This is a genomic window from Staphylococcus sp. M0911, from assembly GCF_003491325.1.
Lineage (GTDB): Bacteria > Bacillota > Bacilli > Staphylococcales > Staphylococcaceae > Staphylococcus > Staphylococcus warneri_A.
In genome coordinates this window covers 1,442,296-1,466,410 of sequence record NZ_CP022881.1, presented here as the reverse complement: position 1 = coordinate 1,466,410, position 24,115 = coordinate 1,442,296, and the positions used below count along the sequence as shown (strand labels likewise).

Below are 24,115 nucleotides of genomic sequence, written 5' to 3'. Positions count from 1 at the left end.
TTCTATACATTAAATTGATGCAGTATTAACTATGCAATGATTGAAACCAGTTATATTTATTTTATTTAATTTTTTATACGCCTTAGTTGTATGAATTATGTTATGATAAGTGTTAGTTATTTTAATCATCTTAATTGTTTTATGAATTGAATAAAGAGAGGTAACTTGAAGGTATGGTGATGTCAAATGTCGAATGAAAATAAGACTACAGAAAATAAGGCATCTGGAAAGTTTAAAACTAATTTCAGTATGTCTGAAACAAGATTTATGCGATTTTTAGGCGGCAATGATTTAATTTATGGCTTATTAGCACTTGTACTTTTAGGTATTGTAATATTTATATTTGATAAAGTTTCATATGTGTTTGAGCCGTTTATTATTATATTTAATACGATTGCTGCACCTATTATTGTTTCATTGATTATATTTTATTTGTTTAATCCACTTGTGAATTTGATGGAACGTTATCGTATACCACGATTAGTGGGTATTATGATTATTTATATTGCGATTGTGGGAATTATAGCATTAATTGTTAATTTATTAATTCCGGTTATTGGCTCACAATTAGGAAGTTTTATTAATAATTCGCCTCAATATTTCAAAAAATTTACGAATACAATCAATAAATTAACTAGTAATTCAATTTTTGCTGGCTATTATAGTCAAATCAACGACCAACTTAATTCATTAACGAAGAAAATACCTACAATGTTATCAGATTATTTTGATGGTTTTGGTTCAAAACTAGCAACTTTTGCAGAAGCTGTTGCTAATGTTGGTGTAGTTATTGTAACAACGCCATTTGTATTATTCTTTATGTTAAAAGATGGTCATAAGTTCAAAGATTTTACGACTAATATTATGCCACCAAAATTCAGAAAAGATTTTCATGACTTGCTTGAAAAAATGAGTGTTCAAGTAGGTTCATATATTCAAGGACAAATTATTGTCTCATTCTGTATAGGTGTATTATTATTTATCGGTTATTCAATTATTGGATTAAAATATAGTTTAATTCTTGCATGTATCGCAGCTGTAACGAGTGTAGTACCATATTTAGGTCCTACAATTGCGATATCACCAGCGATTATTATTGCTATTATTACATCTCCATTAATGGTACTTAAATTGGCAATTGTTTGGACATTAGTTCAGTTCTTTGAAGGACACTTCATTTCGCCAAATATTATGGGTAAAACTTTAAAAATACATCCTCTAACAATTATCTTTATTTTATTATGTGCAGGTAACCTGTTAGGTATTGTAGGTGTTATTTTAGGTATACCTGGATATGCAGTATTAAAAGTTTTAGTTTCTCATGTCTTCCTATTATTCAAACGTAGATATAATCGTTACTATGGAGAAGATGCTGGGGAATATCAATTGAATAAAGATCAAGACTACTCTGAGTAGTTATGATACAAGGATATCTTTAGAAATGAATGTGAGAACAAGTAGGGCATTTAATATTGTTCTTAGCTTACTAATTTCTAAGATATCCTTTTTTATTAAAGTAAAATGTTTTATTGTAGTGACTTTAGCTAACATAAGATATGACAATAATGTTATGTATAATTAGAGTTATTTATATTCTAATTATCATATGCTTATGATATATTTTTGCTATATAGAAGAATTAATTAGAATCGAAGTGAAAAAATGACCCAAGAAAATAAAAGTAAATTATTATCTATTTTAAAATTTGTGTTTGCTGCAGCTCTATTTATATTTGTAGTATTCACATTATATCGAGAATTATCAACCATTAATTTTAAAGATACATTGATGCAATTTGGCAAAATCAATCGTTTGTGGTTAGTATTATTATTTGCCGGTGGGGGAGCATCGTTATTAATTTTATCTTTATACGATATTATTCTTGTCAAATCTTTAAAATTAGATATGTCTTTCACGAAAGTTTTTAGAGTGAGTTATATTATTAATGCTTTAAATGCTATTGTCGGATTCGGTGGATTTATCGGTGCTGGGTTAAGAGCATTTGTTTATAAAAATTATACTGAAGATAATAAGAAACTCGTACATTACATATCTATTATTCTCATTTCAATGTTAACAGGCCTTAGCTTATTATCGATTTTAGTCGTTTTTCATGTTTTTAATGCATCTGACATGTTAGATCGAATTTCATGGGTTCGTTGGATTTTATATATTGTTGCTTTATTTTTACCAATATTTATTATTTACACTATTATGAAACCCGCAGATAAAAATAATCGATTTATGGGTGTTTATTGTACTTTAGTGTCATGCATAGAGTGGATGGCGGCGGCTGTAGTTCTCTATTTCTCAGCACTAATCGTGGGTATTGATATTTCATTTATGAATTTTATCGGAGTCTTTATTATTGCAGCTTTGTCAGGACTAGTAAGTTTCATTCCTGGGGGCTTTGGTGCATTTGATTTAGTCGTGTTACTCGGATTTAAATCACTTGGTATAAATGAGGAGAATATTTTATTAGCGTTATTACTTTATCGTTTCGCATATTACTTTGTACCAGTAGCTATTGCATTAGTATTATCTTCATTTGAATTTGGTAACACTGCTAAGAAATACATCGAAGGCTCTAAATATTTTGTACCTGCAAAAGATGTCACATCATTCTTAATGTCATATCAAAAGGATATTTTATCTAAAATTCCATCATTTTCATTAGCAATTTTAGTGTTTTTAACGAGTGTGATATTCTTCATTAATAATTTAACTATTATTTATGATGGATTATATGATGATAACCACTTCGTGTATTATATAACATTGTCTGTTCATACTAGTGCTTGTCTATTATTAATGTTAAATGTTAAAGGCATATTTAAACAAAGCCGACGTGCTATTATTTTTGCTATTATTTCAGTTGTATTAATTTTTGCTGCAACGATATATACTTATGCTTCTTTCTTACTTTTGACATGGTTAATAGTAATTTTTGTGTTACTAATTATTGCTTATCGACGTGCCAAAGTTTTAAAACGACCATTGCGACTAAAAAACGTATTTGTAATAGTAATCATCAGTTTGATTGTACTTTATATCAATCATATTATAATCTCTAGCACGTTATATGCATTAGATGTGTATAATCTTGAAGTTGATACCACAGTTTTAAGATATTATTTCTGGATAACAATAGCTTTAATTACATTAATTGTGGCGTCAATTGCATGGTTATTTGATTATCATTATGCCAAATCAAATCAAAATAAAGATTTAACTATTTGTGAACAAATTATTCATGAACATGGTGGTAATTATTTAACACATCTTATCTATAGTGGAGATAAAGATTATTTTGTTCATGATAATGAGTCTGCCTTTTTAATGTATCGATATAAATCTAATGCATTAGTTGTTTTAGGGGATCCAGTTGGAGATGTTTCATCCTTTGAATCTCTATTAGAAGCATTTTATGAATATGCAGAATACTATGGTTATGATATTATCTTTTATCAAGTAAGCGATCGATTCATGCCACTTTATCATAATTTTGGAAATCAATTTTTTAAATTAGGAGAAGAAGCAATTATTGATTTAACAACGTTTACGACTTCAGGTAAAAAACGTCGTGGATTTAGAGCTACTTTAAATAAGTTTGATGATTTAAATATTAAATTTGAAGTTATTGAACCTCCATTTTCTAAAGAAATGATTGAAACATTACAACATGTGAGTGATCAATGGTTAGATGGCAGAAATGAAATGCATTTTTCAGTAGGTCAATTTAGTGAAGCATATTTGTCTAAAGCACCAATTGGTATTATGCGTAATGAAGAAGGGAAAATCATTGCGTTTTGTACACTCATGCCAACATACTTTAATGATGCAATTTCAGTTGATTTAATTCGTTGGTTACCTGAATTAGACTTACCGTTAATGGATGGTCTATATTTACACATGCTTTCATGGGGGAAAGAAAAGGGTTATCGTTCATTTAATATGGGGATGGCAACACTTTCTAATGTTGGTCAATTGCATTACTCATATCTTAGAGAACGACTAGCTGGTAGAGTCTTTGAACATTTTAACGGTTTGTATCGTTTCCAAGGTTTAAGACGTTATAAAGAAAAATATGGTCCAAATTGGGAGCCGAGGTTCTTAGTTTATAGAAAAAATGCATCTTTATGGCAATCAATGATTAAAGTGATGAGAGTTATTCGTCATAAATAAATATACAATGAAAAGCGATTGATGAAACTGAGTGGTTTCGTCAATCGCTTTTGTGTTAATCTTCAATATCAATCTATACTAGATTGAGTTTTTCTTATAATTTTCACGGTCTTGTTGTTCTTTGGCATATCTTTCTGGTTGCTTTTTATAAAAATCTTGATGATATGCTTCAGCTTTATAAAATGTTGTTGCAGGCAAAATTTTAGTAGCAATCGCTTTATCTGCATTGATTGTATCTTGCATTGCTGCGATATACGCTTCAGCTAATTTTTTCTGATGTTCGTTGGAATAAAAAATAGCTGTTTGATACTGAGACCCTCTATCTTGAAATTGACCTTCGTCATCTAGTGGATCAATGACAGAGAAAAAGATTTCTAATAATTTATTGTATGAGAATAACGCAACATCATATTCAACTTTGACAGTTTCATAGTGTCCAGTAGTGCCACTTTTAACCTGCTCATATGTAGGGTTGGCTATGTCTCCACCCATATATCCTGATGTTACTTGTTCTATACCATCAAATGTATCAAAAGGTTTTGTCATACACCAAAAGCACCCACCCGCAAAATATGCAGTATTTATATTCATTTATGACACCCTTTCATTGGACCTTAGTACCATTTATTAAAAAAATCCTTGCTTTTTGTATACTTTTTCTATAACGTTAATACATATTAATTATAGATGATAGAATTGTAATTTTAAAGGTATAAGGTAGGTAAATATGAGAGAACAGAAGGATAACAGAGAAGAAACTGAGTATAAACGACAAGCAGGTACATCAACTCCACCTTCTAGGCGACGAAAGAAAAAGAGAGTGCGCAAATTACCTTTTATTATTTTATTTATTTTAATTATTCTCATCGTTATAATTGCATACATTGCTCATGGTTATAATAGTGGTGTAAAGTATGCGGAAAAGCATGCGAAAGATATTAAAGTACATGAATTTAACGGACCAGTAAAAAATGACGGTAAAATTTCTGTATTAGTTTTAGGTGCAGATAAAGCACAGGGCGGTAAATCACGTACAGACTCAATTATGGTTGTTCAATATGACTATATTCATAAAAAAATGAAAATGATGTCAGTAATGCGTGATATTTATGCTGATATTCCTGGCTACGATAAATATAAAATTAATGCTGCATATTCATTAGGTGGACCAGAATTATTAAGAAAAACCTTAAATAAAAACTTAGGTATTAATCCTGAATATTATGCAGTTGTTGATTTTACTGGTTTCGAAAAAATGATAGATGAGTTAGAACCTAATGGTGTTCCAATGGATGTTGAAAAAGATATGTCTGAAAATATTGGTGTATCATTAAAAAAAGGACATCATCGTTTAAATGGTAAAGAATTATTAGGTTATGCTAGATTTCGTCATGATGCAGAAGGCGATTTCGGGCGTGTACGTCGTCAACAACAGGTGATGCAAACACTTAAATCTGAATTAGTGAATTTTGGTACAGTTGCTAAGTTACCTAAAGTAGCGGGAATTCTTAGAGGATATGTTAATACAGATATGCCTGATTCTGCGATGTTCCAAACTGGAATAAGTTTCGGTGTTCGAGGCGATAAAAATGTAGATTCATTAACAGTCCCTATTAAGAACTCATATCAAGATATTACTACTAATAATGATGGTAGTGCCTTGCAAATTGATAAAGAGAAAAACAAAAAAGCAATTCAAGATTTTTTCGATGATAAAAATAATAAAAAGTAATACTCAAAGAGCCTCACATTGACGATGTCAATGTGAGGCTCTTTACATATTTATTGATCTGATTTTCTAACACCAGCAACACCATAATGACTTTTCTTCATTTCTTCAATAACGACATGGATTGCTTCTTTATTGGCACCTGTTGTTTTTTCTACAGCTGCTGTCACTTCTGTAACTAAATCTTTAAGTTGTTCATCTGAACGACCTTCTAATAATTTAACGTTGACGATTGGCATATGTCATTCCTCCAATATTCTTATTACAACTTTAGTATAGCATGAATTATCAATAAAAATACACATTTATAAACAAGAACAAATGTTCTTTTTATACTTGAACTAGAACACATGTTCGTATATAATAAAATTGTATTAGGGAGGGGTAATCATGTATGACTATCATTTATTAGAAGATAGAGATGTACTTTGTATTGATCAGAAGAGTTTTTTTTGCGAGTGTATCTTGTATAGAGAAAGGGTTAGATCCACTAACGACAAAATTAGCAGTAGTCGCAGATACTAAAAGACAGGGTTCGGTGGTGTTAGCAGCGACACCTAAACTTAAAGAATTAGGCGTCAAGACAGGATCAAGATTATTTGAAATACCGCATCGTAATGATATATATATCATTAATCCAAGTATGAGAAAATATCTTAACGTATCAGTTGCTATATCTAAGATTGCTTTGCGATATGTGCCGCCTGAAGATTTACATCAATATAGCATCGATGAATTTTTTATGGATGTGACAGATAGTTATCATAGATTTAATTCAACCGTGCAAGCATTTTGCGAAAGATTACAGAAAGAAATTCATGAAGAAACAGGTATTAGATGTACGATTGGTATAGGTTCAAACATGTTATTAAGTAAAGTGGCTATGGATATTGAAGCAAAGCATACAGCAAATGGTGTAGCTGAATGGCGTTATCAACATGTCCCTGAAAAGCTGTGGCCTATTCAACCGTTAAGAGATTTTTGGGGAATTAATAGAAAAACAGAAACTAAATTAAATAAAAGAGGTATTTTTACAGTAGGTGATTTAGCTCAATATCCATATCAATATTTGAAAAGAGATTTTGGAATATTGGGTGTAGATATGCATCTTCATGCTAATGGCATTGATCAAAGTAAGATGAGAGAAAAATATAAAGTGAATAATCCGTCCATATGTAAAAGTCAAATTTTGATGAGAGACTACGAATTTGAAGAAGCGAAAGTGGTGATGCAAGAGTTAATTGAGGATGTAGCGAGTAGAGTTCGAGCACGAAAAAAATTAGCACGCACCATACATTTTTCATTTGGATATAGTGATGAAGGTGGTGTAAATAAGCAGTATACATTAGAAGAAGGAACTAACTTAGAAAAAGATATTTTTAAAGTAGTGAATTATTTTGCCAATCAATTATGTGACAAACAGGCTTTATATCGTACATTAAGTGTGTCACTCACACAATTTATAGATGAAAACGAAAGACAAATGAACTTATTCATCGATGAATACGAGCGTAAGAGAGATGAAAAATTAGCCAAAACAATTGATCATTTACATGTGAAATACGGAAAGGGCATTGTTTCTAAAGCGATATCTTATACTGAAGCTGGTACAAAACATGGACGTTTAGGACTCATGGCAGGACATAAAATGTAGTAATGTATTCCACGATAGCGATGAGGATTTCTCAAATACTAAAATAAAAAACAACCTAAGACATTACATTGAGGTGTCTCAGGTTGATAAATGAAGTTGCTATTCTATATAAGTATCAAATTGATCTAATGCTTGAATGCCACGTTCTCGATCTTCAGGGTTTTTAAAACTAATTTGTAGCGCACCATAAATATCTTCACGCACTTCTAATATTTTTAAGTTGCTTATAGAAATATTATGTAAACTTAGTATGTGAGTAACTTTGCTAATCATACCCGGTTTATCCGGAATATCGACATACAGATCATACGCAGTAGTAAGTGCACCTTGTTGTTTAGCGGGTAATTGATCGCGATAATCTTTTGCATGAGCAAAAAAGTTATAAATATCTTCTGAATTAGAAGAAGATATCATAGATGAAATTGAGGAAATTTGATCTTGTAAATCTTGTAATATATCTAGGATGAAAGTTTTATTATTTAATGTAATATCTTTCCACATTTCAGCGTTACTACTAGCAATTCGTGTGATGTCACGGAATCCACCTGCAGCTAATTGTTGTACTAAACGATGTTTTTCTACTTGATTAGCACTGAGATGAACTAAACTTGATGCGACAATATGAGGAACATGACTAACGATACCTGTAACGAAATCATGTTCATTAGCATCAGTGAAAATAAATTTCGCTAATGTAGGTTTTAGTAAATCTTTAATCTTTTCTGCTGCCTGCTTATTAGCATCTTGATTAAATACAAGAATATAGTAAGCATTTTCAAATAGATGTTTTTTAGCATTGAGTACACCAGACTTATGGCTACCAGCCATCGGGTGTCCACCAATGAGATGAATATCGTGTTTTAACAACATATTTTCAAATGCTTGAATAGTTGATTTAGTGCTTCCTGTATCTGTAACGATTAAATTGGTTTTAGTATTGAGTTGTGGTAAATGTTCTAAGTAATGAACAGTTTGTTCGACAGGTGTAGCATATATAACCATGTCAGCTTTTTTAATTGCTTGCTCATAATGAGTTGTTTTATCATCGATGATACCAATAGATAAAGCCTTATCTAATTGAGATTCATCAGCATCAAAAGCTGTAATATGAATGTCTTGATGGTAGTATTTTAAATTACTTGCTAAACTCCCACCAATCAAACCAAGTCCTACAAATAAAATATTTTGCATAAGTAATCACCTGTTTCGGAATTTTCAGAATACTAATATTGTAAATGAGTAAGTTTATGGAATCAATAAGAATATGATTAGTATATAACAAATAAATAGTCTAAACTAAAGTTAAATAACATAGAAATGTGAAAGGGGATAACAATGAGCGATATTCTACAAACAATCAAAACTTTAACAGAGATTAATAGTCCATCTGGGAATGCTGAAAAAGCAATACAATATGTGAAGCAGACAGTAGAAGAAATAGGATATTCTACAGAGTTGACGAATAAAGGTGCTTTGATTATTAATGTTGAGGGAGATAATCAAGAGCAGCAACGATGTATTACAGCACATGTTGATACGTTAGGTGCAATGGTAAAAGAAATTAAAGAAGATGGACGTTTGGCAATTGATTTAATAGGAGGATTTCACTTTAATGCGATTGAAGGTGAATACTGTGAAATTCAAACAGAGGCAGGCGACATATATACGGGAACGATATGTTTACATGAAACAAGTGTGCATGTATATAAAAATAATCATAAAGTACCTAGAGATATAGAACATATGGAAATTCGAATTGATGAAAAAACAAACTCAATTCAAGATACGAAAGACTTAGGCATAGATGTAGGGGACTTTGTCAGCTTTGATCCAAGAACTGAAATTACTCAATCTGGATTTATTAAGTCACGTCACTTAGATGATAAAGCAAGCGTAGCAATGATTATAGAATTATTGAAAAAAATTAAAGAAGAAAATATTAGGCTACCACACACAACTCAATTTTATATTTCAAATAATGAAGAGATTGGCTATGGCGCAAATGCTTCATTATCAGAAAATATTGTAGATTTTATCGCATTGGACATGGGTGCATTAGGTGATGGTCAATCTTCAGATGAATATACCGTATCTATCTGTGCAAAAGATAGTTCTGGACCTTACCATAAAGGGCTTCGTTCACAACTTGTGCAACTATGTAAAATGAATGGTATTCCATATAAAGTGGATATATACCCATATTATACCTCTGATGCTACTACAGCACTAAGAGCAGGAGCTGATATAAGACATGGTTTATTTGGAGCAGGCATAGAGTCCTCGCATGCTTTAGAAAGAACGCATATTGAATCAATTGAAGCAACTCAAAATTTATTATATGCGTATTGTATGTCTCCGATTAACAAATAAAATAAGATTTAGCGTTGACAAAAATATTTAAGGGATGTATTATACTAAATAATTAGAATTGTTAAACAATTCGAAAGATAAAGTAGCGAATATGAACTGTAGCAAATAGAAAGCTAATGGGTAATGAAAATTAGCACATCATATTTAGTGAATTGGGCTTTCGAATATAAAATTAAATAGCATTAAAGTGAACAAGAAATATTTGTTAACTAAGGTGGCACCACGGTAACGCGTCCTTATTGATTTTACGCGTATCGTGGTGCTTTTATTTCGTACAAAATGTAGTAGTTTATAGTAAGGTAGTGTCAGAAAGTTAGTGGGTGATGAGAACTAACACCACTATAAATGAAATTGGGTTTTGTACCATAACAACTAAATATTAACAAAGAGTGAACGTACAATATTCCGAATATTAAGAATATTGCGTTAATTAAGGTGGTACCACGCGTCAGCGTCCTTTTATAGGAGGCTGATTTTTTATATTTAACAATCGAAGCATTACTTTAAACTTTAAAAATTAAGTATACCTAACAAACCAAAAATCACTTTCAATAAAGTTTAAGCAAACTGAAATAATAAAGGAGTGAATTGAATTGGAACTATATTATGAAAAGTTACAGGCCAATATTACACCAGAAACATTAGCTCAACTTAAGCACAACAAAATCATATTAGAAAGCACGAGCCAAGAAAAACTAAAAGGGCGATATTCTATTGTCGTTTTTGATAGTTATGGCAAAGTCACATTAGACAATAAACAACTCCAAATTATTACTCAACAAAAGAAAGAAACTAAAACAGAAAAGCCTTATCAATACTTAAAGGAATTTGTGAATAGTTATTATGCTGACATTGAAGATCAAACACTACAAGAATTACCTTTTATTTCAGGTTTTATTGGCACTTGTAGCTTTGATTTAGTAAGACATGAATTTCCAATATTAAAGCAAATTGAGTTAGAAGATCATCCTCAACATGACGTCAAATTCTATATGATTGAAGATGTTTATGTATTTGATCACTACAAGGATGAACTTTACATCATTAGTACAAATTTATTTTCTCAAGTTAAACAAGACGTATTAATACAACGAGTCAAAGAACGTATTGAGGATCTTAAAGCAATCCAAGTATATCAACCCAAAGTTTCATTTCAAGTTCAAGATAAACAAATCGAAGCAAACGTGAGTGAACAACATTTTATGAATATAGTGAGTGATTTTAAAAAGAAAATAACAGAAGGGGATATGTTCCAAGTTGTTCCATCACGTATTTATCGATACAAACATCACTTTAATAATCAATTACAAGCATTATCGTTCCAGTTATATCAAAATCTCAAAAGGCAAAATCCGAGTCCATATATGTATTACATCAATATGGAGAAACCAATAATCATTGGCAGTTCACCTGAAAGCTTTGTCAAAGTTCAAAATGGAACAGTTGTCACAAACCCTATTGCTGGAACAATACGAAGAGGACGAACACCAGAGGAAGATCAAAACAATGCGCATCTACTCATTAACGATGAAAAAGAAAAAAGTGAGCATAGTATGCTCGTTGACTTAGGTAGAAATGATATTCATCGAATCTGTAAAACGGGCACATCACATATCAAGAAATTAATGGAAATCGAAAAATATGAACATGTCATGCACATTGTAAGTGAAGTAACAGGCGAAATTAAGAATAATATTTCACCTATGTCTGTAATCGCAAGTCTATTACCTACAGGAACTGTATCTGGTGCACCTAAATTAAGAGCTATTCAAAGAATATATGAAGTTATGCCACATAAGCGAGGCGTTTATAGCGGTGGTATTGGTTATATAAACTGTAATCATAACTTAGATTTAGCATTAGCTATAAGAACGATGATGGTAGATGAGACATATATCAATGTAGAAGCTGGCTGTGGTGTTGTGTATGATTCAGAGCCATATAAGGAATTAGAAGAAACTAAACTAAAAGCTAAAAGTTTATTGGAGGTGTCGCCATGATATTAATCGTAGATAACTATGATTCATTCACCTATAACTTAGTAGATATAGTAGCCCAATGTATATCGAATCAAAATAAAGTCAAAGTATTATATCCAGATGATGAGCAAGTTATACATCAAGATGTAGAAGGTGTCATTATTTCACCAGGGCCAGGACATCCTTTAGACAATGATTTATTACTTAAAATTATTCATCAATATAAAGATAAGACGATTTTAGGCGTATGTTTGGGTGCTCAAGCACTCACATGTTATTACGGAGGTCGAGTGATACAAGGTAAATCCGTCATGCACGGTAAGGTAGATCAAGTCATTCTTCAAAAGCCCTCCATACTATATACCAATTTACCAAGTACATTTAATATCATGAGATATCATTCGCTCGTCAGTGATAGGAAGCAATTTCCAGACACTTTAGTCGTGACAGGAGAGACATCTGATTGCATACAATCATTTGAACATATCAATCATTTACATTTTGGTATTCAATATCATCCAGAGTCATTCGCGACGGAGTATGGAGAAGATGTAATTAAGAATTTTATTAACTTAGTAGTAAAGGATGATTAGATGGGAATTTTACAACAATTAGAACAGCAACAACATTTAAACCAACAAGATATGAAGGCGTTTATCGATTTAATGATTAATCCTCAAATCGAAAATCAAATCAAATATGAGGCTTTGAAATCATATACAGAAAAAGAAATGCAACAAACTGAATTAACATTTTTAGCTCAAAGTTTAATCAAAACGATGTATAAAGAACAACCTGTTTATGAAGGCTCGATGTGTATTTGTGGAACTGGTGGTGATCGTTCGGGAAGTTTTAATATATCAACGACCGCTTCATTTGTCGTAGCTAGTGCGGGTTCATCAATCATTAAACACGGAAATAAAAGTATCACTTCAAATTCCGGTAGTACAGATTTGCTAGACCAATTAAATATTAAAACCACACCAGTTAAAGATGTGACCCAACAATTAAATCGATACCATTTAGCATTTGTAAGTGCGACAGAATCTTATCCAATTATGAAATATATTCAACCTATTAGAAAAATGATAACTAAACCAACCATATTTAATCTTGTGGGACCTTTAATTAACCCGTTCAAACTAACATATCAAACTATGGGTATCTATGATCGATTTCAATTGGCAAATGTGGCACAAACTGTAAAAGATTTAGGACGTAAAAAAGCAGTCGTAATACATGGTGCTGGTGGTATGGATGAAGCAAGTTTATCTGGTGACAATTTAATATATGAAGTCAATGCTGGCCAAGATATTCAACATTATACGATTAATGCTAAAGACTTTGGCTTAAAAAACGCAGCTAACGACACATTAAAAGGTGGCACACCAGAAGAAAACAAAGCCATTGCGGTAAATATTTTAAACGGCCAAGATCATTCGAGTAAGAGAGATGTAGTGGTGCTCAATGCGGGCATAGCTTTATACGTATCAGAAAAGGTGAATGATATTGCAACAGGTGTTCAACTTGCACAACAACTCATAGATGATGGAACAGCTATGAAACAATATTTAAGAATGGTGGAGAATTAAATGACAATATTAGACGAAATTGTATTATATAAAAAAGAATTATTATCTAGTCATTATTATCATGAAAAACTTAAAACTATAAATAAAGATACTCAATGTAATCAACCATCTAAAAAGAACACCTTGAAATCGAGTTTAGTAAATGACAAAGAATTATCTATTATTGCAGAAATTAAATCGAAAAGTCCAACTGTAAAGCAATTACCTGAACGTAATTTGACACAACAAATTAAAGATTATGAAACTTATGGAGCCAATGCCATTTCTATCTTAACGGATGAACGTTATTTTGGTGGCAGTTTCGAACGATTACAACAACTATCTAAACAAACGTCATTACCCGTATTATGTAAGGATTTTGTGATAGATGAAATTCAAATTGATGTAGCTAAAGCAGCAGGTGCATCAATCATTCTACTCATTGTTAATATTTTAACGGATGAACAACTCCATCGTTTATATCACTATGCCTGTCAATTAGATTTAGAAGTATTAGTAGAAGTTCATGATAGTCAAGAACTGCAAAGAGCTTACGAGCTTAAACCAGAAATCATAGGTGTTAATAATAGAGACTTAAAGCGATTTGTGACAGATGTAGCCCACACAAATCAGATATTAGCACATAAAAAAGATGACTTTCACTATATTTCTGAAAGTGGTATTCACAATCAATCAGATGTAGAGAAAATTGTTCACTCCGGTATCGATGGGTTACTTATTGGTGAAGCATTAATGAAATGCGACGATTTAAGTCAATTTTTACCACAATTAAAGTTGAAAAAGGTGAAATCATGTATTTAAAATTTTGTGGTTTTAAAAGTAAAGAAGATGTACTTAAAGCGATTGAATTGCCTATAGATGCGATTGGGTTTATTCATTTTCCAAATAGCCGTCGCCATTGCGACATGAATCAAATTCAGCAATTAACCACACTCGTACCTAGTTATATTGACCGTGTAGTAGTATTAGTCAATCCAGATCAAACACAAATTCAAAATCTTGTGACACATACAAATATCAACACAATTCAATTTCATGGCAATGAACCGATAGAAATCATGAAATGGACAAAATCACAATATCCCCATATTAAAGTTATTAAAGCATTGCCTGCACATCAAAAGTTGCAAGATCAAATAGTTTATTACAAAGAAGCTGTAGACTTTTTTATTATTGATACTCCTTCAGACCAATTTGGAGGTACGGGGCAAATCTATGATTGGCATCTATTAGATAATATCAAAGGTATATCATTTTTAATTGCAGGAGGATTAACTGATCAACATATCAAACATATTCAACATTTATCATTGCAACACAGTGGCTATGATGTAGCCTCTGGCATTGAAATCAAGCATCATAAAGATGTCAAAAAAATGAAAAAAATCGTTAACATTGTGAAAGGAGAATAAACAATGAATACACATATTCAAACAGACGCAGATGACTTAGGATTTTTTGGGTCTTATGGAGGCCAATATGTCCCTGAAACATTAATGCCAGCAATCATAGAATTAAAACAAGCGTATAAAAAGGCAAAAAATGATCCGACTTTTCAAGATGAATTACAGTATTATTTAAAAGAATACGTAGGTAGAGAAACACCTTTAACTTATGCTAAAGCATATTCAGAATCTTTAGGTGGCGCAAAAATATATTTAAAAAGAGAAGACTTAAACCATACAGGAGCTCATAAAATTAATAATGCATTAGGACAAGCGTTATTGGCTAAACGTATGGGAAAACGTAAATTAGTAGCAGAAACTGGGGCAGGACAACATGGTGTAGCAAGTGCAACAGTTGCAGCATTATTTGATATGGACTTAATTGTTTTTATGGGTAAAGAGGATATCCAAAGACAACAATTAAATGTTTTTAGAATGGAACTACTCGGCGCTAAAGTAGTTTCTGTCGAGGAAGGTCAAGGTACTTTGTCAGATGCTGTAAATAAAGCACTACAATATTGGGTTAGTCATGTTGAAGATACACACTATCTTTTAGGTTCCGCTCTTGGACCTGACCCTTTCCCAACTATTGTTAGAGATTTTCAAAGTGTGATAGGTAAAGAGATTAAAACACAAATATTGAATAAAGAACAACGTTTACCTGATGCGGTTGTTGCTTGTATTGGTGGGGGTTCAAATGCAATTGGAACGTTTTATCCTTTTATCCAAGATGATGTGAAATTATATGGTGTTGAAGCAGCTGGTAAAGGTAAACTTACTGATAAACATGCATTAGCTATAGGTAAAGGAAGTCCAGGTGTGTTACATGGTGCTAAAATGTATTTAATACAAGATGAACATGGTCAAGTTCAATTGGCACACTCCATTTCAGCTGGTTTAGATTATCCTGGAATAGGACCAGAACATTCTTATTATCATGATATTGGACGCGTCACTTATACAGATGCAAGTGATGAACAGGCGATGGAAGCATTAATTCGATTTACTAAAGCTGAAGGCATTATTCCTGCTATTGAAAGTGCACATGCATTAAGCTACGTAGAGCGATTAGCACCTACTATGAATAAGGATAAAATTATAGTCGTTACCGTTTCTGGTCGTGGTGATAAAGATATGGAAACGATACGTCAATATACACAACAAAGAGGTGAAGTCAATGAATAAATTATTTATACCTTATATTATGGCAAACCATCAATTGATAGAGAATATGACATTACTTTGTCAAAATGGTGCAGATATGATTGAAGTAGGTGTGCCATTTTCAGATCCAGTTGCAGATGGTCCTACAATCATGGAAGCAGGGGGAAAAGCGATTGAAGAAGGTATTAACATTGATTATATCTTTAAGGAACTTGAATTGCATCAAAATGACATCGACTGTCCGTATGTATTAATGACATATTACAATATTGTATGCCATTATGGAGAAACATTATTTTTTAAAGCATGTGAACGTGCAGGTGTGTATGGTCTTATTATTCCTGATTTACCTTTTGAACTTGGACAACAATTAAAAGAACAAGCTCATAAATATAATGTGAAATTAATATCACTCATTGCAATGACAACATCTGAAGAGCGAATGAAATTGATTGCCAAAAATGCAGAAGGTTTTATTTATACCGTAACGATGAATGCGACTACAGGTAAGGATGGCACATTCCACCCAGAATTAAAGTCTAAATTAGACACAATTAAGACATTTGCAAAAGTACCAGTCGTAGCTGGGTTTGGTATTAGAAATGTGCAACATGTGAAAGATATTTCACAAATAGCAGATGGCGTGGTCATTGGTAGTGAAATCGTTAAACGATTTGCTAATGATACTACAGAAGAAAATATCAGCTATCTTAAATCAATACGAGATGCATTAAATCAGATAAATTAATTTAAATAGAATGTAATTGGAAAGGATATATGTAAATTATTACACGATTTGACATTGATTATACTTGATTAGTATAAATTTGTGTTGTTATAAGGGAAGTCATTGGCATTAGATTTGCAAATGCATTAAAATAATAGGTGATAATACGATAATAGTATGAGTTGATAAAAGTTCGACTCATACTATTATTACGTATATTCAATTTAAGTTGTATGACTAAGTATTTGATGAGTCATTGCATTTAACTAATTAGAGTCATGAAAAATAAAAAACAACTTAGATTGTTACAATTAGTTTGATAATATCAATGTTGTTACGCACAGTGTTAGTGTAAATAATAACGATAAATAGTAACAACGCTTGAATTAAGCATGGTATGAACTCAATTCGAATTCTTAAATAGAGAGAAAAAATAGAGATAAATACAATAGGAGTTATGATTATGAAGTTTACAAACTTAACCGCTAAAGAATTTGGCGATTTTACAGACCAAATGCCATATACTCATTTTACGCAAATGGTAGGTAACTATGAATTAAAACTAGCTGAAGGGACAGAGTCACATCTTGTTGGAATTAAAAATAACGACAATGAAGTGATTGCAGCTTGCTTATTAACTGCAGTACCAGTGATGAAATTTTTTAAATATTTCTATACTAATAGAGGACCAGTCATTGATTATGATAACAAAGAATTAGTTCATTTCTTCTTTAATGAATTAAGTAAATATGTAAAAAAACATCATTGTTTATATTTAAGAGTCGATCCATATCTTCCATATCAATATCGCAATCATGATGGAGAGATTACTGAAAATGCTGGAAATGATTGGATATTTGATAAATTGTCAACATTAGGTTTTAAACATGAAGGTTTCCACAATGGTTTCGATCCAATACTACAAGTAAGATACCATTTAGTATTGAATCTAAAAGATAAAACGGCCAAAGATGTTTTAAACGATATGGATAATTTACGTAAACGTAATACTAAAAAAGTACAAAAAAATGGTGTGAAAGTTAAATTCTTATCAGAAGATGAGTTACCTATTTTTAGATCATTCATGGAAGATACTTCAGAGTCAAAAGAATTCTTAGATAGAGATGATAGTTATTATTATGATCGATATAAGCACTTTAAGGATCGTGTCTTAGTGCCTTTAGCATATATTAATTTTGATGAATATCTTGAAGAACTAAACAATGAAAAAGAAACGTTAACTAAAGATTTAAACAAAGCGCTGAAAGATATTGAAAAGCGTCCTGAAAATAAGAAATCACATAATAAGAAAGCGAATCTAGAACAACAATTAGCAGCTAATCAACAAAAAATAGATGAAGCACAACAACTCCAAGCCGAACATGGCAATGAATTACCCATTTCTGCTGGTTATTTCTTCATCAATCCATTTGAAGTTGTTTATTATGCAGGTGGTACTTCAAATAAATATCGCCACTTTGCAGGTAGTTATGCAGTGCAGTGGACGATGATTAATTATGCATTAGACCATGGTATTGATCGCTATAATTTCTATGGCATTAGTGGAGATTTCTCAGAAGATGCAGAAGACGCAGGCGTAATTAAATTCAAAAAAGGGTATAATGCTGATGTTATAGAATATGTAGGAGATTTCATTAAACCAATTAATAAACCTATGTACACTGTTTATACGACATTAAAAAAATTACTTAAAAAATAAGCATAAATAATAAATTTTTATTAGGAAGGGAATTATCTAATTATGAAATTTACAGAGTTGACAGTTAAAGAATTTGAGAACTTTGTACAAAATCCATCATTAGAAAGTCATTATTTTCAGGTAAAAGAAAATATAGCTACTCGTGAAACGGATGGTTTTCAGGTTGTATTATTAGGTATTAAAGATGAAAACAATAAGGTCATTGCAGCAAGTCTATTTTCAAAAATTCCAACTATGGGTAGTTATGTGTATTACTCAAATCGTGGTCCAGTCATGGATTACTCTGACTTAGGGTTAGTTGATTTTTATTTGAGAGAATTAGATAAATATTTACATCAACATCAATGTTTATATGTCAAAATGGATCCATATTGGATTTATCAAATTTATGATAAAGATATTAAACCACTTGATAATCATGAGAAAAACGATGCACTTGTTAATTTATTTAAATCTCACGGTTATGAACATCATGGTTTCACAACATCTTATGATAGCTTCAGTCAAGTAAGATGGATGGGTGTTTTAAACTTAGAGGGCAAAACACCTGCTTCATTGAAGAAAGAATTCGATAGTCAACGTAAAAGAAATATTAATAAAGCGATAAACTACGGAGTGAAAGTGAGATTTCTAAGTAGGGATGAATTTGATCTTTTCTTAGAACTATATCGTGAAACTGAAGAAAGAACAGGATTTGCTTCAAAAACCGATCAATATTTCTATAATTTCATTGATCATTTCGGTGATAAGGTCTTAGTACCTTTAGCATATATTGATTTAGATGAATACATTGAGTCATTACAGCATTCATTAAATGATAAAGAAAACCGTCGTGATCAAATGATGGCTAAAGAAAACAAAAGTGATAAGCAATTGAAGAAAATAAGTGAATTAGACAAGCAAATTGAGCATGATAAAAAAGAAATGCTACAAGCTAGTGAAATCCGTCAAACTGATGGCCCAGTATTGAATCTTGCTTCTGGTGTTTACTTTGCAAATGCTTATGAAGTCAACTACTTCTCAGGTGGTTCATCAGAAAAATTCAATCAATACATGGGACCATACATGATGCATTGGTTCATGATTAATTATTGCTTCGATAATGGTTATGATCGTTACAATTTCTATGGATTATCTGGTGATTTTACTGAAAATAGTGAGGACTATGGTGTTTATCGCTTTAAACGTGGATTTAATGTTCAAATTGAAGAGTTAATAGGAGATTTTTATAAGCCAATTAACAAAGTTAAATATTGGTTATTCACTACATTAGACCGTATTCGTAGAAAAGTTAAAAAGTAATAAACATAGCAATTATATTGATATGACTAGGTTGAGATAAATGTCTCAGCCTTTTTTATGTCTTTTTTTATAAAGTGAAATTCTACAAATAATTTTTATAAAAATCTAATTTAAAATCATATTGCACCCTACTAAAATTATCATAGCATAACCAAAAGCCTTAACAATGATAGTCATAGAGAATTTTCTAATAAATAACTTATAAAATGCTTATTGTATTTATTTTGAGTACTTAAAATAAGTCATAAAGTAAAAATGATTTACTGGGTATCAAATAGCAACTATATTCTAATCAAATAGTTGATGATTGGATAATTTGAAAAAACTCATAAATAATACAAATAAACGTTTACACATGTTATAGATTTAATATGTATAACATGTGTAAACAATATATTGATGCTGTGAGAGTGTCTCAGTTGCATCGAGAGTTACTTTGATGGATAACTGGTCATTAGATGTAATTACATTGCTAATATAACATTAAGTATTTCAAAGACTAAGTTAAGAATTATATTGGATTTAAGGTTAAATACACTGATCATTTAACGTATCGTTAGGTTGACATATGAGTTTAAGGAAATGAACATTTAAGAATACAAGTCTTAGTAACGAATGATTATATCAATCAAAATGTGAACGGATTCGTTTTAATTAGTTATAACTGTTTATAAGACATGAATAATAGCCCTCTATTGATTTTTAGATTTTAGTTTACATAATATATATTATAGGAAGTTATAGATATTCGATATAGGGGACCCTATTCTTCATTATATATTTGCTATGTTATAATTTATCCATATTTTTAATATTAACATTTAGGAGTTTTGTTTATGAATTTTGTTTTTGATATTGACGGTACCATTTCATTTGATGGTTACCACGTTGATCAACGTATTGAAGAACGCATTTTTAAATTACAGCAACTCGGACATCAAGTCATATTTGCATCTGCACGTCCAATTAGAGATTTGCTACCAGTTATACCAGAATTTAAAGATTTTACACTTATTGGTGGTAATGGCTCAATCATTTCTCAAAATGGACAGATTGAAGTGATTAAATCTATTACACAGGATGATTTGCAATTAATTAAAGATATTATTCATGCATATCAATTAAAGTATATATTAGATGATAAATATAATTATTCAACTAACTTAGATGCAACGTATGAATTATTTCAACGCATTGATCCTAACCATACAGCAAAGATTTTGGATATGGATGACATTGTCGAACCCATTAAAGCTATCATATTAGATATTCGTCAAGATGATTTTGAAGAAATTGCTACTATATTAGCTGAAAAATCTCATTCCCTGGAGCTAATACAACATTTAAATGAAAGTTATATTGATATTACAGCTCAAGGTATTGATAAACATACTACAATTCAAAAAATCCTTGGAGCTACAACCGATTATATCGCATTTGGAAATGATCACAACGATATTCAAATGCTAGAACATGCATCTCGTGGCTATTTTGTAACGAATTTACATATGGATCATACGACGTTTATTAATAATCCGCAAATTACTTTAGTCGACGACACTAATGAAGCAATATGTAACGAATTGGATAAATGGTTAAATAAAAAGCAATAACATTAATTGATAATGATTCTCAATTTCATTTAAAATAATGATAAGGAGGATCATTATGAAAAATACATATATACTACTTATCATTTTACTCATTAGTATTGCGCTAACTGCATGTAGTCAAACGTCAGATCAATCTAATCAAAATTCAAAGGACACTGTAAGTATCAAAAATACTTATGAGTTTAAAGATAAAAATAATACCCACTCACGTGGTGTAAAGAAATCAGAAACTGTTAAGGTCCCAAAAAATCCTGAACGAGTGGCTGTCTTAGATTATGGTGCATTAGACATTATGCAACAAATGGGATTACAAAGTCATGTAAAAGCAGTTGCTAAAGGTCAAGGGAATGCATTTCTCCCCCACGCTTTAAATGAATTTAAAAGTGATCAATATATTAATTTAGGCAATCCAGGACGTCCTAAATACGATAATTTAGCAAAATCTAAACCAGATTTAATCTTAGCCTCTTTTAGGCAAGCTCATACAAAAACACTCGATGAAATGAAAAAAGCTGCGCCCGATGCTCAAATTTTATTTGTCAGTCCTAATAATGATAGTTACATTTCTTCTATAGAGACAACAACCCAACATTTAGGTAAAATCTTCGATAAAAAAGATAAAGCCAACACACTTAATCGAGAATTAAAAGAAAAAGTAAATGAGACAAAACGTATGATTAATAAGGACAAAGTATTGCTACTAGTTGTAGATGATAAAGGTATGAAAGCCTTTGGACAAACTGGTCGATTTGGTGGTTTCTTGAATAAAGATATAGGTATACAACATGCGGACAATAACATGAAAGCCAATTCTGCAGGAAATCAAATCAGTTATGAGTATTTAAATAAAATCAATCCAGACAAACTATTTGTGATTAATCGAACAAAAGATGGCAATGATCAGCATTTACCTAAAGAACTAAATAATAAGGTCATTAAAAATATAAAAGCAATCAAAAATCATAACGTATATCAATTTGAATCTAATGCTTGGTATTTTGGTGAAGGTGGTCATCAACTTACAATAGATCAACTTGAACATATTCAAGACGCCTTTGAAAATAAAAAATAATTGATTCATAAATTCAATATAAAGAAGCCCAAAGTTACTTTGAATAAAAGTTTTCTTTGGGCTTCTTTGGTATAGTTTTATCACATAATTTAATTTGATTCATATAAAGCTACAAGTTGTTTGGTATAGGGATGCCTTTGATGACTGAAGAGTTGATCGGTATTAAAATCATCAACGATCGCCCCATCTTTTAATACAATTATACAGTGACAAATACGTTGTATTACAGATAGATCATGTGAAATTATGATTAAGGTATATGGGTGTTTACGATAGTTTTCAGTTAGGATATCTAACATATGTTGTTCTGCGATAACGTCTAGGTTTGAAGTAATTTCATCACATATTAATACTTTTGGTTTAACTAATAATGTTCTTAGCAAATTAAATCTTTGCAATTGCCCCCCACTTAATTCATATGGATACTTGCTAAGTAATGATAATGGCAAGTTAAATGATGACGTCGTATCTTGAATGATTTGGTCAATATGTTGATATTGAGTAGATTGTTTTTTGTAATACAAGAGCGGCTCTGCTAATGATTGTTGAATGGTTAACTTAGGATTGAAACTTTCAGACGCATGTTGGAATACGGGTAAAATATCATGTGTATCGACATGAATGGAACCAGTTGTTGGTTTTAATTCATGTAATAAAAGTGAACTAAGTGTACTTTTACCTGATCCACTTTCACCTAAAATACCAACTATTTCATTATCATCGATTGTTAAATTGATATGGTTTAATACGGATTGTTGTTTATGATAATGGAATGAGATATTGTCTAATTTAATCATGATATCCCCTCTTTATATGACTTCTAAAATGAAATAACCGTTGAGTGTACGGTGTCGATTGTTTACTTTCAAAATAAGAACGATTACCTCTATCAACAATTTGTCCATTTTGAATAACATCAATTTGATCTGCATATTTAAGAACATGACTCATATTATGTGTAACGATTAATAAAGTTTGATGATGGTCTCTAACAATATGTTCTAGTAAATCCATTATTTGTAAGCCATTTACCATATCTAATGATGCTACTGGTTCATCTGCAATGATAAGCTTAGGATCAAGCATAAGTACACTCGCAATATAAACGCGTTCTAGTTGGCCACCTGATAATTGAAAACTATAGCGTGTTAATATCTCTTCACTTGGTAAATTGACCCATGTGAGTGCTTCTTTTACTTTAGTATTAGCAATCTGTTTAGATACATCATAATGTGTACGATAAATTGATATGAGTTGTTTACCTAACTTGGTATGGTCATTAAAACTTTGTGTATAGTTTTGAGAAATATAGCCAATGTCTTTTCCTAACTTATCATTTAAATGTGTCATAGCATGCCCATTAAACAAGAAATAGTCATATTCGATTTGAAAATCTTTAGGTAATTGATTCAATATAAAACGCATAGTTACGGTTTTACCCGCCCCACTTTCACCAATGATTGCATTGATTTGTTGTTTCTTAATGGATAAATCAACACGATTTAAAAGTGGTTGACCGTTTGAATCGTTGATGGTGAGTCCTTTAATTTCTATGATATTCAA

Annotated in this window: 20 protein-coding genes and 1 pseudogene; 16 read left to right on the top strand and 5 right to left on the bottom strand. The window is 31.2% G+C overall.

From position 1 onward, the window contains the following. Positions 1-249: 249 nt before the first annotated feature. A complete protein-coding gene (locus ssp1_RS07105) occupies positions 250-1,416 on the top strand; it encodes an AI-2E family transporter (RefSeq protein WP_162489510.1) in 1,167 nt (388 codons plus the stop codon). Positions 1,417-1,662: 246 nt separating this feature from the next. Then, on the top strand, positions 1,663-4,185 hold the full coding sequence (mprF, locus tag ssp1_RS07100; protein WP_075778824.1) for a bifunctional lysylphosphatidylglycerol flippase/synthetase MprF: 2,523 nt from the start codon (positions 1,663-1,665) through the stop codon (positions 4,183-4,185). A 78-nt stretch (positions 4,186-4,263) separates the two neighbouring features. Here mprF and msrA read toward each other — a convergent pair whose 3' ends face one another. Continuing rightward, positions 4,264-4,776, bottom strand: a complete 513-nt coding sequence (msrA, locus tag ssp1_RS07095) for a peptide-methionine (S)-S-oxide reductase MsrA (protein WP_002451323.1) — start codon at positions 4,774-4,776, stop codon at positions 4,264-4,266. Positions 4,777-4,912: 136 nt separating this feature from the next. Between msrA and ssp1_RS07090 the strand changes: the two genes are divergently transcribed. Further along, a complete protein-coding gene (locus tag ssp1_RS07090) occupies positions 4,913-5,917 on the top strand; it encodes an LCP family protein (RefSeq protein WP_023375268.1) in 1,005 nt (334 codons plus the stop codon). A gap of 50 nt (positions 5,918-5,967) precedes the next feature. Here the strand turns inward: ssp1_RS07090 and ssp1_RS07085 are convergent, their stop codons facing one another. Next, a complete protein-coding gene (locus ssp1_RS07085; RefSeq protein ID WP_002451325.1) occupies positions 5,968-6,153 on the bottom strand; it encodes a 2-hydroxymuconate tautomerase in 186 nt (61 codons plus the stop codon). 151 nt (positions 6,154-6,304) lie between these two features. On the opposite strand from ssp1_RS07085, the pseudogene ssp1_RS07080 reads away from it, so the two are divergent. Next, positions 6,305-7,568 (top strand): annotated as a pseudogene (locus tag ssp1_RS07080) (Y-family DNA polymerase). A gap of 99 nt (positions 7,569-7,667) precedes the next feature. Here the strand turns inward: ssp1_RS07080 and ssp1_RS07075 are convergent. Beyond that, the gene (locus ssp1_RS07075) at positions 7,668-8,759 is read right to left on the bottom strand and encodes a prephenate dehydrogenase (protein WP_075778822.1); all 1,092 of its coding nucleotides are present in this window, start codon (positions 8,757-8,759) and stop codon (positions 7,668-7,670) included. 144 nt (positions 8,760-8,903) lie between these two features. Between ssp1_RS07075 and ssp1_RS07070 the strand changes: the two genes are divergently transcribed. The 12 genes from ssp1_RS07070 (at position 8,904) to ssp1_RS07015 (ending at position 22,552) form a co-directional block, all read left to right on the top strand. Continuing rightward, complete coding sequence (locus ssp1_RS07070) at positions 8,904-9,938, top strand: M42 family metallopeptidase (RefSeq protein ID WP_107535958.1); 1,035 nt, start codon at positions 8,904-8,906, stop codon at positions 9,936-9,938. A 593-nt stretch (positions 9,939-10,531) separates the two neighbouring features. Beyond that, on the top strand, positions 10,532-11,938 hold the full coding sequence (locus ssp1_RS07065) for an anthranilate synthase component I (protein ID WP_075778820.1): 1,407 nt from the start codon (positions 10,532-10,534) through the stop codon (positions 11,936-11,938). Further along, positions 11,935-12,510 carry an anthranilate synthase component II gene (locus tag ssp1_RS07060; protein WP_107535959.1) on the top strand — a complete coding sequence of 192 codons (576 nt, stop codon included), beginning with the start codon at positions 11,935-11,937 and terminating at the stop codon, positions 12,508-12,510. Before ssp1_RS07065 ends, ssp1_RS07060 begins: the two co-directional genes overlap by 4 nt. Then, positions 12,511-13,509, top strand: a complete 999-nt coding sequence (gene trpD / locus ssp1_RS07055) for an anthranilate phosphoribosyltransferase (protein WP_075778818.1) — start codon at positions 12,511-12,513, stop codon at positions 13,507-13,509. Then, a complete protein-coding gene (trpC, locus tag ssp1_RS07050; RefSeq protein WP_075778817.1) occupies positions 13,510-14,310 on the top strand; it encodes an indole-3-glycerol phosphate synthase TrpC in 801 nt (266 codons plus the stop codon). Beyond that, the gene (locus ssp1_RS07045) at positions 14,301-14,921 is read left to right on the top strand and encodes a phosphoribosylanthranilate isomerase (RefSeq protein WP_118828160.1); all 621 of its coding nucleotides are present in this window, start codon (positions 14,301-14,303) and stop codon (positions 14,919-14,921) included. Before trpC ends, ssp1_RS07045 begins: the two co-directional genes overlap by 10 nt. Positions 14,922-14,924: 3 nt before the next feature. Further along, on the top strand, positions 14,925-16,139 hold the full coding sequence (gene trpB, locus ssp1_RS07040; RefSeq protein ID WP_075778815.1) for a tryptophan synthase subunit beta: 1,215 nt from the start codon (positions 14,925-14,927) through the stop codon (positions 16,137-16,139). After that, positions 16,132-16,866, top strand: coding sequence for a tryptophan synthase subunit alpha (trpA, locus tag ssp1_RS07035; protein WP_107535961.1), 735 nt, complete (start codon positions 16,132-16,134; stop codon positions 16,864-16,866). The genes trpB and trpA overlap by 8 nt, the downstream gene beginning before the upstream one ends. A gap of 442 nt (positions 16,867-17,308) precedes the next feature. Next, positions 17,309-18,565 (top strand): aminoacyltransferase, encoded by a 1,257-nt coding sequence (locus ssp1_RS07030; protein WP_118828159.1) that lies wholly within the window; start codon positions 17,309-17,311, stop codon positions 18,563-18,565. Between the two features lie 42 nt (positions 18,566-18,607). Further along, positions 18,608-19,867: an aminoacyltransferase gene (locus ssp1_RS07025; protein WP_075778812.1), complete on the top strand. Its 1,260-nt coding sequence runs from the start codon at positions 18,608-18,610 to the stop codon at positions 19,865-19,867. A gap of 836 nt (positions 19,868-20,703) precedes the next feature. After that, complete coding sequence (locus ssp1_RS07020) at positions 20,704-21,480, top strand: HAD-IIB family hydrolase (RefSeq protein WP_107546672.1); 777 nt, start codon at positions 20,704-20,706, stop codon at positions 21,478-21,480. A gap of 55 nt (positions 21,481-21,535) precedes the next feature. Beyond that, entirely contained in the window at positions 21,536-22,552 is a 1,017-nt protein-coding gene (locus ssp1_RS07015; RefSeq protein WP_075778811.1) for an ABC transporter substrate-binding protein, read from the top strand. A gap of 89 nt (positions 22,553-22,641) precedes the next feature. Here ssp1_RS07015 and ssp1_RS07010 read toward each other — a convergent pair whose 3' ends face one another. Together ssp1_RS07010 and ssp1_RS07005 are read right to left on the bottom strand one after the other, a co-directional pair. Beyond that, a complete protein-coding gene (locus ssp1_RS07010) occupies positions 22,642-23,349 on the bottom strand; it encodes an ABC transporter ATP-binding protein (protein WP_075778810.1) in 708 nt (235 codons plus the stop codon). Then, positions 23,342-24,115, bottom strand: a complete 774-nt coding sequence (locus tag ssp1_RS07005) for an ATP-binding cassette domain-containing protein (RefSeq protein WP_075778809.1) — start codon at positions 24,113-24,115, stop codon at positions 23,342-23,344. The genes ssp1_RS07010 and ssp1_RS07005 overlap by 8 nt, the downstream gene beginning before the upstream one ends.

Bases quoted from the DNA above. Each gene is read 5' to 3' on its own strand.
- ssp1_RS07105 (WP_162489510.1), top strand. From the start codon at position 250: ATGTCTGAAACAAGATTTATGCGATTTTTAGGCGGCAATGATTTAATT.
- mprF (WP_075778824.1), top strand. From the start codon at position 1,663: ATGACCCAAGAAAATAAAAGTAAATTATTATCTATTTTAAAATTTGTG.
- msrA (WP_002451323.1), bottom strand. From the start codon at position 4,776: ATGAATATAAATACTGCATATTTTGCGGGTGGGTGCTTTTGGTGTATG.
- ssp1_RS07090 (WP_023375268.1), top strand. From the start codon at position 4,913: ATGAGAGAACAGAAGGATAACAGAGAAGAAACTGAGTATAAACGACAA.
- ssp1_RS07085 (WP_002451325.1), bottom strand. From the start codon at position 6,153: ATGCCAATCGTCAACGTTAAATTATTAGAAGGTCGTTCAGATGAACAA.
- ssp1_RS07075 (WP_075778822.1), bottom strand. From the start codon at position 8,759: ATGCAAAATATTTTATTTGTAGGACTTGGTTTGATTGGTGGGAGTTTA.
- ssp1_RS07070 (WP_107535958.1), top strand. From the start codon at position 8,904: ATGAGCGATATTCTACAAACAATCAAAACTTTAACAGAGATTAATAGT.
- ssp1_RS07060 (WP_107535959.1), top strand. From the start codon at position 11,935: ATGATATTAATCGTAGATAACTATGATTCATTCACCTATAACTTAGTA.
- trpD (WP_075778818.1), top strand. From the start codon at position 12,511: ATGGGAATTTTACAACAATTAGAACAGCAACAACATTTAAACCAACAA.
- trpC (WP_075778817.1), top strand. From the start codon at position 13,510: ATGACAATATTAGACGAAATTGTATTATATAAAAAAGAATTATTATCT.
- ssp1_RS07045 (WP_118828160.1), top strand. From the start codon at position 14,301: ATGTATTTAAAATTTTGTGGTTTTAAAAGTAAAGAAGATGTACTTAAA.
- trpB (WP_075778815.1), top strand. From the start codon at position 14,925: ATGAATACACATATTCAAACAGACGCAGATGACTTAGGATTTTTTGGG.
- trpA (WP_107535961.1), top strand. From the start codon at position 16,132: ATGAATAAATTATTTATACCTTATATTATGGCAAACCATCAATTGATA.
- ssp1_RS07030 (WP_118828159.1), top strand. From the start codon at position 17,309: ATGAAGTTTACAAACTTAACCGCTAAAGAATTTGGCGATTTTACAGAC.
- ssp1_RS07025 (WP_075778812.1), top strand. From the start codon at position 18,608: ATGAAATTTACAGAGTTGACAGTTAAAGAATTTGAGAACTTTGTACAA.
- ssp1_RS07020 (WP_107546672.1), top strand. From the start codon at position 20,704: ATGAATTTTGTTTTTGATATTGACGGTACCATTTCATTTGATGGTTAC.
- ssp1_RS07015 (WP_075778811.1), top strand. From the start codon at position 21,536: ATGAAAAATACATATATACTACTTATCATTTTACTCATTAGTATTGCG.
- ssp1_RS07010 (WP_075778810.1), bottom strand. From the start codon at position 23,349: ATGATTAAATTAGACAATATCTCATTCCATTATCATAAACAACAATCC.